We start from the raw sequence: 13723 nt of genomic DNA, 5'->3' as shown, positions 1-13723 counted from the left end.
TGGCAGCAGTCAGAATCAAAGCATGACCGAAGTATCGTCCCAGGAGCGGGACTACCTGCCAGGAATGGGCAAGCACTACCTCCTGCCCCTCTACGAAGTGGTGCACCTGGTCTCCGGGCTCGCCGGCGTGCACGACGAGATGGTCACGTCGGCCGGGCTGCGCAGCGGGCAGCGCGTGCTGGACGTCGGCTGCGGCACCGGAAACCTGTTGCGGGCCACCGGAAAACGTCATCGGGACGTCGAACTGTTCGGCGTAGATCCGGACCTGAAGATGCTGGCGCGGGCGGAGCGCAAACTGCGTCGTGCGGGCCTGCGGGCGAAGCTGGACAAGGGGTTCGCGCAGGAGCTGGCGTTCCCGGACGCCTCGTTCGACGTCGTGTTCTCCAGCCTGATGCTGCACCACCTCGACACCCCGTCGAAGGACGAGATGCTCGCCGAGGTCCGCCGCGTGCTGCGGCCGGGCGGGGTGCTGGTGCTCGCCGACGCCGTGTTCCACGACCACGGGCCGACGAAGGACCACCTGCGCGACAACGTCGGCGACGCCGTGCCGAAGCGGATCGCGGCGGCCGGGCTCACCACCGAACCGACCAGGATGCGGAAGCTGCGGATGTTCGGCACAGTGGGGATCGAGGTCGCGAAGGTCCACTAGGGACAAGTCCATTGTCGACCGATTGAGTGCGCATGATGTTGCTTTGCTGCCAACAGTTTCAATGGATTGCGAACTTGCCGGTTATCGTCATGGGAGCGTGTTCCCCCATCTAGGCTGCGTGCCGTGACAGATGCGACGGGAAGTCTGGTGGCGCAGCGCTACCGGCTCGTTCAGGTGATCGGCACCGGCGGCATGGGCCGGGTGTGGCTCGGCCGTGACGAGGTCATCGGCCGTGAGGTGGCCATCAAGGAACTGCTGCTGCCCGCCGGGCTCGACGCGCAGCAGCGGGCGTTGCTGTGCCAGCGCGCCATGCGTGAGGCACAGCTCGCCGGTCAGCTCAACCACCCCGGCATCGTCACCGTGCACGACGTGGTCGAGTACAACGGCACCCCGATGATCGTGATGGAGTTCGTCCGCGGCGGATCGCTCTCCGACGCCATCAGGTCGCACGGCGCGCTGCCGCCGGACCAGGTCGCGTACATCGCCACGTCGATGCTGAGCGCGCTGAGGGTGGCGCACCAGGCGGGGATCGTGCACCGCGATCTCAAGCCCGCCAACGTGTTGCTGTCCGGCGACCGGGTCGTGATCACCGACTTCGGCATCGCCAGGCTCACCGGCGACGTCCCGCTCACCACCGACGGCTCCATCGTCGGCACGCCCGCGTACATGGCGCCCGAGCAGGGCACCGGCGCGCCGATCACCCCGGCCACGGACCTGTGGTCGCTCGGCGCGACCCTGTACGCCGCCGTCGAGGGCAGGCCGCCGTACCAGGGCCAGGACTTCATGACGACCCTGTCGATGCTGCTCACCCAGGACCCACCGCCCCCGCGGCGCGCCGGGCACCTCGCGTCGCTGCTCGGTGCCCTGCTGTGCAAGAACCCCGCCGACCGCGCGACGGTCGACCAGGCGCTCGCGATGCTCGCCGGCGTGCCCGTCGTGCTGCCCGTGCCGGCTAAGTCGGGCGTCAGCAGACGCACGGCGCTGCTGGCCGGGGTCGGCGCGGTCGTGGCGGTCGGCGGCGGCACCGCGTGGTGGCTCGGTTCCAGGAAGAACGACGGCGAGGCGGCGCAGCTGCCGTCCACCGGTGACAACAAGGCGGCCTCGAACAAGGAGGGCGGCTCCGAGCAGTCGACGACCTCGCAGGTGACCGAGCCGGGACGTCCGCAGGAGTTCACCGAGCACGTCCAGCTGGTCGACCACAAGGAATCGGTGTCGTCGGTCGCGTGGAGCCCGGACGGCAGGATCCTCGCCAGCGCCGAGGACGGCCTGGGTGACGGAGGTGCCCTCGTCCGCATCTGGGACACCACGACGAACAAGCTCATCGGCACCGTCCAGAACCCGGACGGCCCCGGCGGCGCGTCGGCGTGCGCGGTGGCGATCAGCCCGGACGGCAAGACCCTCGCGGCGGGCGGCAACCGCACCGGCGACTTCACCACGTACCTGTGGAACATCGCCGACCGCTCGATGATCGGCGGCCTGGACGACAGCCGTTCCATCATGAAGACCCTGCGCTTCCACCCGGACGGCAAGACGCTGGTCGGCATCACCCACACCGGCCGCCTGCTGGTCTGGGACGTGGCGACCCGCAAGGTCAAGATCGGCCTGACCGAGGCGCGGGGCAGCAGCGAGCTGTCGTTCAGCCCGGACGGCAAGCTGCTCGCCTACGCGGGCAGCAAGTACCAGGAGATCAAGATCGTCGACCCCGCGACGGGCAAGACGGTCAAGACCGTCAACGACTCGACCGGCGACGGCGGCTCGTTCTCGCCCGACGGCAGGACCCTGGCGGTCGTCGACGGCGACGGCAGGAACAGCATGCAGCTCTGGGACGTGCAGTCCGGCCAGAGCAAGGCGGTGTTCCCGCGCGCCGACGACGGCCTCACCCTCTCGAGCGCGCTGTTCCACCCGGACGGCAAGACGGTCGCGGCCTGGGGACAGGGCAACTTCGTGCAGCTGTGGGACGTGGCGTCCAAGAAGATCCGCGCCACGGTGATCGGTGCGGGTGGCCAGATCCAGACGGTGGCGTTCTCGCCGGACGGCAAGCGGATCGCGGCCGGTGGTGACGACAAGTCCGTGCGGATCTGGAGCCTGGAGAGCTAGTGCCGCGACCGGCACCACGATGCGCCCGTCTGACCGCCGAAACACGGGGCAAAGGCTGCCGGTCGCGGCACTAGTAGAGCGTCGCGGCTAAGTTGTGCTCCGTTGAGCAGGGCAGAGGGCTGGGCGGTGTGGTCGCTCGTTACCGAAAGCCCCGAATGGTCGCGCTCTCACGCACATTTGCCGCCGAGTTGGCGGCAGAAAACTGCCGGCGCAATCGTTTGCTGATCACCTCAAGTACCGCCAACCGTGCAGGTGACAGCCATGAGAGCGCGATCTTCATGATCGAAGCCCGGCCACCTGCCGGCGTCCCTCCCGCTCGTCACTAATCCAAGAGTTAGCCGCGACGCTCTACTAGAGCCCTTCCAGCTCGAAGACGTCGATGCCGTGACGTTCCAGTGTGTCCGCGAACGCCTCGATGACGTTGTCGAGGATCCACTCGCAGCGGGCCCGCATGACGGCGCCGTCCGGCGTCCTGAACGCGGGAATGGTCGCGGTGAGCCGGGCTGCCGTCGGCCACTCGTTGTCGTACTGCCACAGTTCCGCGGCCGGGGTCAGGAAGATCCCGGCCTCCTTGAACACTCCGGGGTGGGTCGCGCTCGGGGTCCTGGCGGCCAGCAGGATCCATCCGGACGCGATCCGCACCTTCTGGCCACCGACCGTGTCGTGCAGCGTGTGCTCGGCGGGGATCTGGTGGTTCGTCAGCAGGGCCACGACCTTGCGCGCCCACTCCGAGATGGTCGCGGCCCGCACGGCCCACGTCTCGGCGGCTTCTTCGTCGGCGAGCCTGCGTTGCTTCATGAACGTCACGAGATCATCCATGACGGGTGAACATAGCGTCATCGGCCCGTCACAAGCGGTGTGATCCGCTGAAACGCGGACTTCCTAGCGTCGAGGTCCATGACCCTTGACGAGGTTGTGGAGCGCGCTCCGGCTCCTGTGGCGTCCAAAGAGACGCTCGAGGACTACACCCTTCGGTTCGCGCCCAGGACGTACCGGCGCTGGACGCCCGCCGTCGTCGGGGCGTCCGCGCTGGGCGGCATCGCCTACATGGCGGACTTCTCCATCGGCGCGGGCATCGGTCTCGCGCACGGTACGGGCAACGCCCTGCTGGCCATCGGGTTCGCGGCGATCGTCATCTTCGTGACCGGGTTCCCGCTGGCCTACTACGCGGCGCGGTACAACATCGACCTCGACCTGATCACCCGCGGGTCCGGGTTCGGCTACTACGGCTCGGTGATCACCAGTGTGATCTTCGCGAGCTTCACCTTCATCTTCTTCGCGCTCGAAGGCTCGATCATGGCGCAGGGCCTGCGGTACGCGCTGGGCCTGCCGCTGTGGCTGGGGTACCTCGCGTCGACACTGGTGATCATCCCGCTGGTGATCTACGGGATGAGGGTGCTCGCGAAGCTGCAGAGCTGGACGAACCCGTTGTGGCTGCTGCTGATGGTGGCGCCGCTGCTCTACCTGGTGATCGCGGACCCGGACTCGGTGGGCCGCTGGCTCGCGTACGGCGACAGCGGCGTGAACACCGCGGCGGTCATGCTCGGCGCGGGCGTCTGCCTGTCGTTGATGGGGCAGATCGGCGAGCAGATCGACTACCTGCGGTTCATGCCGCCGCGCACCGCCGAGAACCGGCGGGCGTGGTGGACGTCGATGATCATGGCCGGTCCGGGCTGGGTGGTGTTCGGGGCGCTCAAGCAGGCGATCGGCGCGTTCATGGCGGTCTACGTGCTCGACGCCGTCGGCAAGGTCGCGGCGGTGGAGCCGATCGAGCAGTTCACCGGGGTGTTCAAGCAGTTCATGCCGGCCTGGCTGGTGGTGCCGCTGGCACTGGTGCTCGTGGTGCTGAGCCAGGTGAAGATCAACGTCACCAACGCCTACTCGGGGTCGCTGGCGTGGACGAACTCCTTCACCCGCGTCACGAGGCACTACCCGGGACGGCTGGTGTTCGTGCTGGTCAACCTCGCGATCGCACTGGTGCTGATGGAAGCGGACATGTTCAGCTTCCTGAACAACCTGCTGAGCTTCTACTCGAACTGCGCGATGGCGTGGGTGGTCACGGTCGCGGCGGACATCGCGATCAACAAGTACCTGCTGAAGCTGTCGCCGAAGCAGCCGGAGTTCCGCCGCGGCATGCTGTTCGCGGTGAACCCGGTCGGCGTCGGGTCGTTCCTCGCCTCGTCGATCCTCTCCATCTCGGTCTACTTCGGACTGTTCGGCGCGGCGGTCCAGCCGTACTCGCCGCTGGTCGCGGTCGGCATCCCGATCGTGCTGACGCCGCTGCTCGCGGTCCTCACGCGCGGCCGGTTCTACCTGCGCCGCACCGACGACGGCATCGCGGAGCCGATGCTCGACGAGGACGGCAACCCGAGCGCGAGGCGGTACGACTGCGTGGTGTGCGGGGAGTCGTACGAGCGGCCGGACATGACGGCCAGCGCGCTCGGCGGTGAGATCTGCTCGCTGTGCCTGAGCACCGACCGTGACGGGCAGCACGTGCTCCCCGCCTCCTGACCGGCGTGGCTGCGCGGGCGAGGTCCGTCCCGATCGGACAAACTGCACGTCATGCAGGAATGGGCCTTGCTCGCCGTCGCGGCCGTGCTGATCATCGTGGTGGTGTCGTACGTCGCGCCCAAGCTGGGCGTGGCCGCACCCGTGCTCCTCGTGCTCGTCGGCATGGGCTGCAGTCAGCTGCCGGGCGCGCCGCACCTGTTCGTCGAACCCGAGTGGATCCTGGTGGTCGTGCTGCCGCCGATCCTGTACTCGGCGGCGGTGAACGTGCCGGTGGTCGACTTCAGGCGCAACTTCGCGACCATCGGAGCGCTGTCGGTGCTGCTCGTGGTCGTGTCCGCGTTCGGAACCGGCCTGCTGATCTGGTGGCTGCTGCCGGAGATCGGATTCGCCGCCGCGCTCGCGCTCGGCGCGGTGATCAGCCCGCCGGACGCGGTCGCCGCCACGTCGATCGGCAAGAAGCTCGGCCTGCCACCCCGCCTCGTCACGATCCTCGAAGGCGAGGGGCTGGTCAACGACGCGACCGCGCTCGTGCTGCTGCGCACGGCCATCGTCGCGATCACCGCCAGCGTGTCGTTCGGCAGCGCAGTGGGCGACTTCGCCTACGCCGTGGCTGCGGGCGTCGCGATCGGCGCCGCCGTCGGCATCGTGTCGGTGTGGGCGCGGGCGCGGATCCAGGGTCAGCCGGTGCTCACGACCGCGATTTCCTACGTGGTGCCGTTCCTGGCGTTCATCCCGGCCGAGGAGGTGCACGCGTCGGGCGTGATCGCCGTCGTCGTGGCGGGGCTGATCACCGGACACCAGAGCGCGCGCAGGTTCACCGCGCACGACCGCATCTCCGAGCGCACGAACTGGCGCACCATCCAGCTGTTGCTGGAGAACGGCGTCTTCCTGCTGATGGGCTTCGAGCTGACGTCCGTCATCGGTGCCGTGGCGGACGACGAGGTGACGCGGGCGCTCGTGCTCGGTGTGCTGGCCACGGTGGCGCTGGTCGTGCTGCGCGTGGCGTTCACCATCCCGGTGATCGCCCTGCTGCGCCGCCAGCAACGCCGCGCGGACGCGTTCACCGGCAAGCTGGAGTCCTTTGTGGACCGCTTCACCGCGCGAGGTCCGGCGCCCGGTGAGGAGAAGCGGTACGACCGCGGAATCCGGATGCTGCAACGCAAGCAGGCCGACGTGGCGTTCTACGCGAGCGAGGGCCTCAGCTGGCGCGGTGGCGCGGTGCTCGCCTGGTCGGGGATGCGTGGCGTGGTGACGGTGGCGGCGGCGCAGACGCTGCCAGAGGACCTGCCGTACCGCTCCGAGCTGATCCTGATCGCGTTCACCGTCGCGATCCTCACGCTGGTCGTGCAGGGCGGCTCGTTGCCGCTGGTGATCAGGTGGCTGGGCATCCGCGGCAACGACGAGGACCACGAACGCCGCGAGTACGCCCGGCTGGCGGGTGAGCTGGTGACGGCGAGCCGGACACTGCTGGAGAGCTCGACGTTGTGCCGCGAGAACGGGGAGCCGTTCGACGAGCACCTGCTGGAGCAGACACTGGAGCGGATCATCGCGATGAGCGAGGGCATCGAGAAGAAGCTCACCGAGCAGGACGCCGACGAGTCGATGCACCAACGTTTCGAGCTGCAGCGGATGATGGCGGACGCACAGCAGAACGCGCTGCTGGACGCGCGTGCCAGCGGTACCTACGCCTCGCACACCCTGGAGAAGGCCCAGAACTTCGTCGACCGGCAGAGCACTCGCTTCATGTGATCAGAACGGGTTGCCGCTGACCCGTGCCTGCACGTCCACGGCGTTGCGCGGCGAGGCCCCGAGCGTCAGCCGCGAGACGATCCGGTACCGGTCGCCGCGGTAGATCGAGTGCACGTACTCGACCTGCCGGCCCTCGGCGTCCGTGGTCAGCCGCTCGAACAGCAAAGCCGGTGCCAGCACGGGAACACCGAGCAGCGAGGCCTCCGAGTCGTTGACCACGGTGGGCTCGATCGACTGCACGGCCTCGGAAACGTGGACGCCGTGCTCGCGCAGCCGTTCGTAGAAGTCGCCGGACTCCATGTCGTGCAACGTGAGCGCCGGCGCCACCGCGGCCGGCACGTGCAGGTGCTCCAGCGCCATCGGCTCGCCGTCGACCAGGCGCAGGCGGGCGATGTAGTGGATCTCGGCGGCGGGGGAGAGGTTCAGGCGGCGGCCCACCCTGGCGCCGGCGGCGATGCGGGCGTGTTCGAGCACGCGCGACGACCAGGTCCCCGAGGCCTGGGGCAGGGACATGGATCCCGTGTCGGAGACCATCTCCTGGGTGATCTTGGCGCGCGCCACGAAGGTGCCCCGGCCGTGCTGGCGGACGAGCAGGCCGGTGTTGACGAGTTCCTCCACGGCCGAGCGGACGGTGGGGCGCGAGACCGAGAGCTGCTGGCACAGCACGCGTTCGGCGGGGATCGGGGCACCCGCCGGGTGGGTCTCGATGAGCTCGAGCAGGTAGTCGCGGACCTGCTCGCGCTTGAGGATCGCTTCGGCCATGCCCCTCCGCTCGGTCGGCGGCCAGTATGGCATACCACTGGTAAGTAACCAGCCTGACGAAGATCGAGAGCGCTCCCACGGATCCAACCAGGGGATTGACCTGAGAAGTGGTCTATGCCACTTTCTACCCACTCCCATCGGACCTGACCAATTGGTCACATCCCAGCGAGAGGTGAGTCGTGTCGCGCTCCGCTGCCTTACTCGTCCTGGCGCTCACGCTGTCCGCCTGCGGTTCGTCCGCCGGCGGAGGTGAGAAGCAGGAGATCACCGTGTGGCTCATGAAGGACACGGCCACCGAGGAGTTCGTGTCGAAGTTCGAGAGCGAGTTCGAACGTGAGCACGCGAACCTCGACCTGTTGATCCAGATCCAGGAGTGGAACGGCATCACGCAGAAGGTGACCAGTGCTCTGGCCAGCACTGATCCGCCCGACGTGATCGAGGTCGGCAACACGCAGGTCGCCCAGTACGTGGCCAGCAAGGGTGTCACCGACCTGTCCGCCAAGAAGGCGGAACTGCAGGGCGACGACTGGATTCCCGGACTGAGCGAGCCCGGCGCGGTGGACGGGAAGCAGTTCGGGATCCCCTTCTACGCGGCCAACCGGGTCGTGATCTACCGAAAGGACCTGTTCGAGGCGGCCCAGGTCACGCCCCCGAAGACGCGCGAGGAGTGGCTCGCCGCCACCACCAAGCTCGACCAGGGTGACCAGCAGGGCATCTACCTGCCCGGCCAGAACTGGTACACGCTGTCCGGGTTCGTCTGGGACGAGGGCGGCGACCTGGCGCGGCAGGACGGCGACAGGTGGAAGGGCTCGCTGAACACGCCGGAAGCGTTGGCGGGCATGGACTTCTACAAGCAGCTCCAGGCGCTCGGCGACGGTCCGAAGGACTCCGACGAGGCCAAGCCGCAGCAGACTGACGTAGTGGCGGGCGGCAAGGTCGCGCAGTTCATCGCGGTGCCCGGCGCGGCAAAGCTCGTCACGAAGGCCAACCCGGCGCTGCAGGGCAAGATCGGCTTCTTCCCGATCCCCGGCAAGACGGCGGACAAGCCCGGCGCGGTGTTCACCGGCGGCTCCGACCTGATCGTGCCGCTGGCGTCCTCACGCCAGGACGGCGCGTACGAGGTCGTCAAGGCGCTCGCCGGCGAGAAGTGGCAGGTGGAGCTCGCGAAGGCGATGAACTACGTGCCGAACCGCAAGTCGCTCGCGTCCTCGGTGGGCGGTGACCCCGGCACGGCGGCGATGGCGGCCGGTGCGGCCAACGGGTTCGCCACGCCGAACTCGCCGAACTGGGCGGCGGTCGAGGCCCGCAACCCGATCAAGGAGTTCCAGACCTCGGTCCTCACCGGCGCCGACCCCCGGACAGCCGCGGCGAAGGCCGACGAAGTGATCACCCAAGCCCTCAACTCCGGCAAATGACGCTCCTCGCCGAGAGGCCGGTGCAGGACACCGCACCGGCCCCGCCGAAGCGCCGCGAACGACCCGTCCTGCCGTACCTCCTGATCGCTCCCACCCTGCTCACCACCGCGTACCTGCTGCTGTACCCGTTGGTCCGCAACGTGATCATCTCGCTGCAGGAGTTCGGGCTGCCGCAGCTGGTGCGCGGCGACGCGAAGTTCGTCGGTCTCGCGAACTACGTGAAGGTGCTGTCCGACCCCGAGTTCTGGGCTGTGGTCAGGCGGACGCTGTGGTTCACCGCGATCAACGTCGTGCTGATCATGGTGCTGTCCACGCTGGTCGCGCTGTTGCTCGTGCGCCTCGGCAAGTGGCTCAGGCTCCTCGTGATGGGCGGGCTCGTGCTCACCTGGGCGACTCCGATCATCGCGGCGACCACGGTGTTCCAGTGGCTCTTCCAGTCCCGGCTCGGCGTCGTGAACTGGGCGCTGGTCGCGCTGGGCTTCGAGGAGTACCGCGACTACACGTGGTTCGCGGACGGCGAGGCGACGTTCGGGATCCTCGTGACGCTGATCGTCTGGCAGTCGATCCCGTTCGCCGCGCTGTCGCTGTACGCGGCGATGATCACCGTGCCGCAGGAGCTGTACGAGTCCGCGCGCATCGACGGCGCCGGCGCGTGGCGGGTGTTCTCGACCATCACGTTCCCCCTGCTGCGCGCCATGTTCGGGCTCATCACGTGCCTGGAGGTGATCTGGGTCGTCAAGGCGTTCGTGCAGATCTGGGTGATCAGCCAGGGCGGTCCCGGCCAGGCCACGACGACGCTGCCGGTCTACGCCTTCCAGGTCGCGCAGTCGTTGCAGCGCTACGACCTCGGCGCGGCCGTGTCGATGCTCATGGTGGTGCTGCTCGTGCTCGCGTTGCTGGCGTACTTCCGCCAGCTCTACCGGCAGGAGCGGGAAGCATGATCGGCCGGATCTCGCGCACCACGGCGGCGCTCGTCGTGTTCGTCCTCTCGGTGTTCCCCGTCTACTGGATGGTGCTCACCGCCTTCAAGCCCACCAAGGACATCCAGAGCGCGACACCGACGTTCCTGCCCGTGCCGATCACGTTCGACCACTTCGGCACGGCGATCGCCGCGAAGGGGTTCTTCTCGTTCTGGCGCAACAGTCTCCTGGTCGCGGGCGGTGCGGTGGTGCTCGCGCTGCTGGTCGCCCTGCTCGCGGCGTTCGCGATCGCGCGGCTGCGGTGGAAGGGCCGCAGGGCGTTCGTGCTGATGGTGTTCGTCGCGCAGATGACGCCGTGGGAGGCGCTGCTCATCCCGATCTACGTGATCGCCAGGGACACCGGCATGCTCGACACGCTCTGGATCCTCACGCTCGTCTACTTCATGATGACGCTGCCGTTCACGATCGTGACGCTGCGCGGGTTCCTCGCCGCCATCCCGGTCGACCTGGAGGAAGCCGCTCAGGTCGACGGCTGCACGCGCGGGCAGGCGTTCCGCAAGGTCGTGTTCCCTCTGCTCGCACCGGGTCTGCTGGCGACCTCGCTGTTCGGGTTCATCACCGCGTGGAACGAGTTCGCCTTCGCCAACGTGCTGATCATCAAGGACCAGGACGACCGCACGCTGCCGGTCTGGCTGTCCTCGTTCAACAACACCTTCGGCACCGACTGGGGGGCCACCATGGCCGCGTCGACGCTGTTCATGCTGCCGGTGCTGCTGATCTTCATCGTGTTGCAGGGCCGGGTCACCACCGGCATCGTCGGAGGGGCGGTGAAAGGGTGATCGTTCCACTCCCGGCCAGGATCGTGCGCCGCAGCAGGGGGTTCACGCTGGACTGCGGCACGAGCGTGCGCGTCACGCCCGGCGCCGAGCCCGCGGCGAGACTCCTGCGCGCTCTGCTCAGGCCCGCCACCGGACTCCCGCTGCCGATCGCCGACCACGGCCAGATCGTCATCGCCCTGGACGCCAAGCTCGTCGGTCTCGGCGCGGAGGGCTACGCGCTCACGGTCAACGAACACGGCGTCCTCCTGCGCGCCGGCACGCCGAACGGTCTGGCGCACGGCGTGCAGTCCATCCGGCAGCTCCTCCCGGTGGAGGCACTCCGGTCGAGCAGGACGTCCGATGTGGACTGGACGCTGCCCGGCGTCGACATCCGCGACCTGCCCAGGCTGCCGTGGCGCGGGTTCATGCTCGACGTGGCCCGGCACTTCCAGCCGGTGCACGTGCTGCGCAGGTTCATCGACCTGATGGCGTTCCACAAGCTCAACGTCCTGCACCTGCACCTGACCGACGACCAGGGCTGGCGCATGCCGGTGCCCGCGCACCCGCTGCTGACCTCGATCGGCGGCTGGCGCACCGAGACCAACGGTGACGGCGTCCCGCACGGCGGCACCTACACCCGCACCGAGCTGGAAGGACTGGTCGCGCACGCGGCCGAGCGCGGCATCCGGATCATGCCGGAGATCGAGATGCCCGGCCACGCCCGCGCCGCGCTGGCCGCCTATCCCGATCTGGCCGCCTTTCCCGACCTGGGCATCGCGCCCGGAGCACTGCCCGTCTGGACCCGTTGGGGCATCAGCGACGCGGCGTTCGGGATGCACGCGATGGGCTTCGTCCGGGAGGTGCTGGCCGAGGTGCTGGAGGTGTTCCCCGGCGAGCACGTCCACCTCGGCGGCGACGAGTGCCTGCTGCCGGAGGACGTGCACGGCCGGTTCCTCCGCCAGGCGGGCAAGTACCTGCTCGACCGGGGCCGCGTCACGGCCGCGTGGGAACCGACCGGAGACCCCCGCTCCGTCCTCATGCCGTGGAAGGACGAGACCCAGGCCGCCAAGGCACTGGACCGGGGTCAGCCCGTCGTGATGGCCCCGCACACCTCCACCTACCTCGACTACCCGCAGTCGGACGGCCCGCACGAACCACCCGGCCAGCCCGGGTTCGTCGTGACGGCCCGCGACGTCTACCACGTGCCGCTGCCCGACGGCGTGCTCGGCGCCCAGTGCCAGCTGTGGACCGAGCACGTCCGCTCCCGCGACCACCTCGAATACCTGGCATTTCCCCGTCTTGCCGCGCTGGCCGACACCCTCTGGTCCCAGCGCCCCGAGTGGGAGGGCTTCACCACCCGGATGCGCCTCCACTCGTCCAGGCTCGCCGCCCTGTCCGTCCCTGCCGAAATGAGGAGAGAACGTTGCGAGCACTCCTAGCCGCGTCCTGCGCGGCACTGGCGGTGGCCGCGCTGGCCGTCGCACCGAACGCGTTCGCCGCCGACGCGATCACCGCCCAGTACCGGACCAGCGCGTCCGGCGCGACCACCGACCAGGCCGAACCGTGGTTCAAGCTGGTCAACTCGGGCACCACGAGCGTGCCGCTGTCCGACGTGAAGATCCGCTACTACTTCAAGAGCGACACCCCGGACGTCGGCTACCGGTTCGCCTGCTCGTGGGCCGTGCGCGGCTGCGGCAACGTGACCGGCCAGTTCGGCACCCTGACCGGCGGCCCGGCCGACCGCTACCTGGAGGTCGGCTTCACCTCCGGTGCCGGCACGCTGAACCCCGGCGCCGACTCCGGCGACCTGCAGCTCCGCTTCTACCGCACCAACTGGGGCCCGATCACCCAGACCGACGACTACTCGTTCCGCGGTGAGAGCACCTACTCGGCGTGGAACAGGGTGACCGTCCACCGCGGCGGCACGCTGCTGTGGGGCACCCCGCCCGGCGGCAGCCCGCCCACCACCACGACCACCACGACGACGGCGCCGAACCCCAACGGCCCCAAGCTGTTCGACGACTTCGCCTACACCAGCTCGAGCGACTCGCGGATCAGCCAGCGCGGCTGGACCGTCCGCTCCGGCGGAGGCGGCCCCGGTGTCCCCGGCGCCGAATGGGACGCCTCGCGCGTCACGTTCCCGACGGTCGACGGCCAGAAGGTCATGCGCCTCGACTCGTGGAACAACGGCTCCGCCGCGAAGCAGACGGAGATGTTGCACCAGCGCAAGTTCTTCGAGGGCACCTACGCCTCCAGGGTGAAGTTCAGCGACGCGCCGATCTTCGGCCCGGACGGCGACCACGTCGTGCAGACGTTCTTCACCATCACCCCGCTCGACGCGCCGATGGCCCCGAACTACGGCGAGATCGACTTCGAGTACCTGCCCAACGGCGGCTGGGGCGAGCCGGCCAACGTCATGTACGAGACCACCTGGGAGACCTACCAGAACGAACCGTGGGTCGCCGACAACATCCACAACGAACAGCGCCAGAGCTACAACGGCTGGCACGACCTCGTCTTCCAGGTCGCGAACGGCCGGGTGAAGTACTACATCGACGGCAACCTGGTCGCCGACCACGGCGACAAGTACTACCCGGAGACGCCGATGTCGATCAACTTCAACCTGTGGTTCATCTCGGGCGGCCTGCAGGGCAGCAGTGCCGAACGCGCCTACCAGCAGGAGGTCGACTACGTGTACTTCGCCAAGGACCAGGTGCTGAGCCCGGCCCAGGTGAGGACGGCGGTGCAGGACTACCGCACCGCGGGCGTCACGCACACCGACAACGTCTGACCGGACGGGCG

Annotated in this window: 11 protein-coding genes; 9 read left to right on the top strand and 2 right to left on the bottom strand. The window is 68.7% G+C overall.

All coding sequences use genetic code 11. The features are described from left to right. The first annotated feature begins 22 nt into the window (after positions 1-22). Positions 23-649 carry a class I SAM-dependent methyltransferase gene (locus tag SK571_RS10080; RefSeq protein WP_319983758.1) on the top strand — a complete coding sequence of 209 codons (627 nt, stop codon included), beginning with the start codon at positions 23-25 and terminating at the stop codon, positions 647-649. Between the two features lie 123 nt (positions 650-772). Next, positions 773-2746 carry a WD40 repeat domain-containing serine/threonine protein kinase gene (locus tag SK571_RS10075; RefSeq protein ID WP_319983757.1) on the top strand — a complete coding sequence of 658 codons (1974 nt, stop codon included), beginning with the start codon at positions 773-775 and terminating at the stop codon, positions 2744-2746. A 351-nt stretch (positions 2747-3097) separates the two neighbouring features. Here SK571_RS10075 and SK571_RS10070 read toward each other — a convergent pair whose 3' ends face one another. Beyond that, a complete protein-coding gene (locus SK571_RS10070) occupies positions 3098-3565 on the bottom strand; it encodes a hypothetical protein (protein ID WP_319983756.1) in 468 nt (155 codons plus the stop codon). Positions 3566-3643: 78 nt separating this feature from the next. On the opposite strand from SK571_RS10070, the gene SK571_RS10065 reads away from it, so the two are divergent. Then, complete coding sequence (locus tag SK571_RS10065) at positions 3644-5257, top strand: purine-cytosine permease family protein (RefSeq protein WP_319983755.1); 1614 nt, start codon at positions 3644-3646, stop codon at positions 5255-5257. A 51-nt stretch (positions 5258-5308) separates the two neighbouring features. Next, on the top strand, positions 5309-7006 hold the full coding sequence (locus tag SK571_RS10060; protein ID WP_319983754.1) for a cation:proton antiporter: 1698 nt from the start codon (positions 5309-5311) through the stop codon (positions 7004-7006). Here the strand turns inward: SK571_RS10060 and SK571_RS10055 are convergent, their stop codons facing one another. Then, entirely contained in the window at positions 7007-7768 is a 762-nt protein-coding gene (locus tag SK571_RS10055) for a GntR family transcriptional regulator (protein WP_319983753.1), read from the bottom strand. A 179-nt stretch (positions 7769-7947) separates the two neighbouring features. Here SK571_RS10055 and SK571_RS10050 point away from each other — a divergent pair, with 179 nt between their 5' ends. From SK571_RS10050 to SK571_RS10030, 5 genes are read left to right on the top strand one after another with little or no spacing between them, the layout of a single operon-like run. Continuing rightward, positions 7948-9183 carry an extracellular solute-binding protein gene (locus SK571_RS10050; protein ID WP_319983752.1) on the top strand — a complete coding sequence of 412 codons (1236 nt, stop codon included), beginning with the start codon at positions 7948-7950 and terminating at the stop codon, positions 9181-9183. Further along, positions 9180-10124, top strand: coding sequence for a carbohydrate ABC transporter permease (locus tag SK571_RS10045; RefSeq protein ID WP_319983751.1), 945 nt, complete (start codon positions 9180-9182; stop codon positions 10122-10124). The genes SK571_RS10050 and SK571_RS10045 overlap by 4 nt, the downstream gene beginning before the upstream one ends. Continuing rightward, positions 10121-10942, top strand: coding sequence for a carbohydrate ABC transporter permease (locus tag SK571_RS10040; RefSeq protein ID WP_266037124.1), 822 nt, complete (start codon positions 10121-10123; stop codon positions 10940-10942). Before SK571_RS10045 ends, SK571_RS10040 begins: the two co-directional genes overlap by 4 nt. Further along, the gene (locus tag SK571_RS10035) at positions 10939-12360 is read left to right on the top strand and encodes a beta-N-acetylhexosaminidase (RefSeq protein WP_319983750.1); all 1422 of its coding nucleotides are present in this window, start codon (positions 10939-10941) and stop codon (positions 12358-12360) included. The genes SK571_RS10040 and SK571_RS10035 overlap by 4 nt, the downstream gene beginning before the upstream one ends. Next, the gene (locus SK571_RS10030) at positions 12345-13712 is read left to right on the top strand and encodes a cellulose binding domain-containing protein (RefSeq protein WP_319983749.1); all 1368 of its coding nucleotides are present in this window, start codon (positions 12345-12347) and stop codon (positions 13710-13712) included. The genes SK571_RS10035 and SK571_RS10030 overlap by 16 nt, the downstream gene beginning before the upstream one ends. Positions 13713-13723 lie beyond the last annotated feature (11 nt).

The organism is Lentzea kristufekii (genome assembly GCF_033949925.1).
Classification (GTDB): Bacteria; Actinomycetota; Actinomycetes; order Mycobacteriales; family Pseudonocardiaceae; genus Lentzea; species Lentzea kristufekii.
This window is presented reverse-complemented; position numbering and strand designations above follow the sequence as displayed.

Bases quoted from the DNA above. Each gene is read 5' to 3' on its own strand.
- SK571_RS10080 (WP_319983758.1), top strand. From the start codon at position 23: ATGACCGAAGTATCGTCCCAGGAGCGGGACTACCTGCCAGGAATGGGC.
- SK571_RS10070 (WP_319983756.1), bottom strand. From the start codon at position 3,565: ATGGATGATCTCGTGACGTTCATGAAGCAACGCAGGCTCGCCGACGAA.
- SK571_RS10065 (WP_319983755.1), top strand. From the start codon at position 3,644: ATGACCCTTGACGAGGTTGTGGAGCGCGCTCCGGCTCCTGTGGCGTCC.
- SK571_RS10060 (WP_319983754.1), top strand. From the start codon at position 5,309: ATGCAGGAATGGGCCTTGCTCGCCGTCGCGGCCGTGCTGATCATCGTG.
- SK571_RS10055 (WP_319983753.1), bottom strand. From the start codon at position 7,768: ATGGCCGAAGCGATCCTCAAGCGCGAGCAGGTCCGCGACTACCTGCTC.
- SK571_RS10045 (WP_319983751.1), top strand. From the start codon at position 9,180: ATGACGCTCCTCGCCGAGAGGCCGGTGCAGGACACCGCACCGGCCCCG.
- SK571_RS10040 (WP_266037124.1), top strand. From the start codon at position 10,121: ATGATCGGCCGGATCTCGCGCACCACGGCGGCGCTCGTCGTGTTCGTC.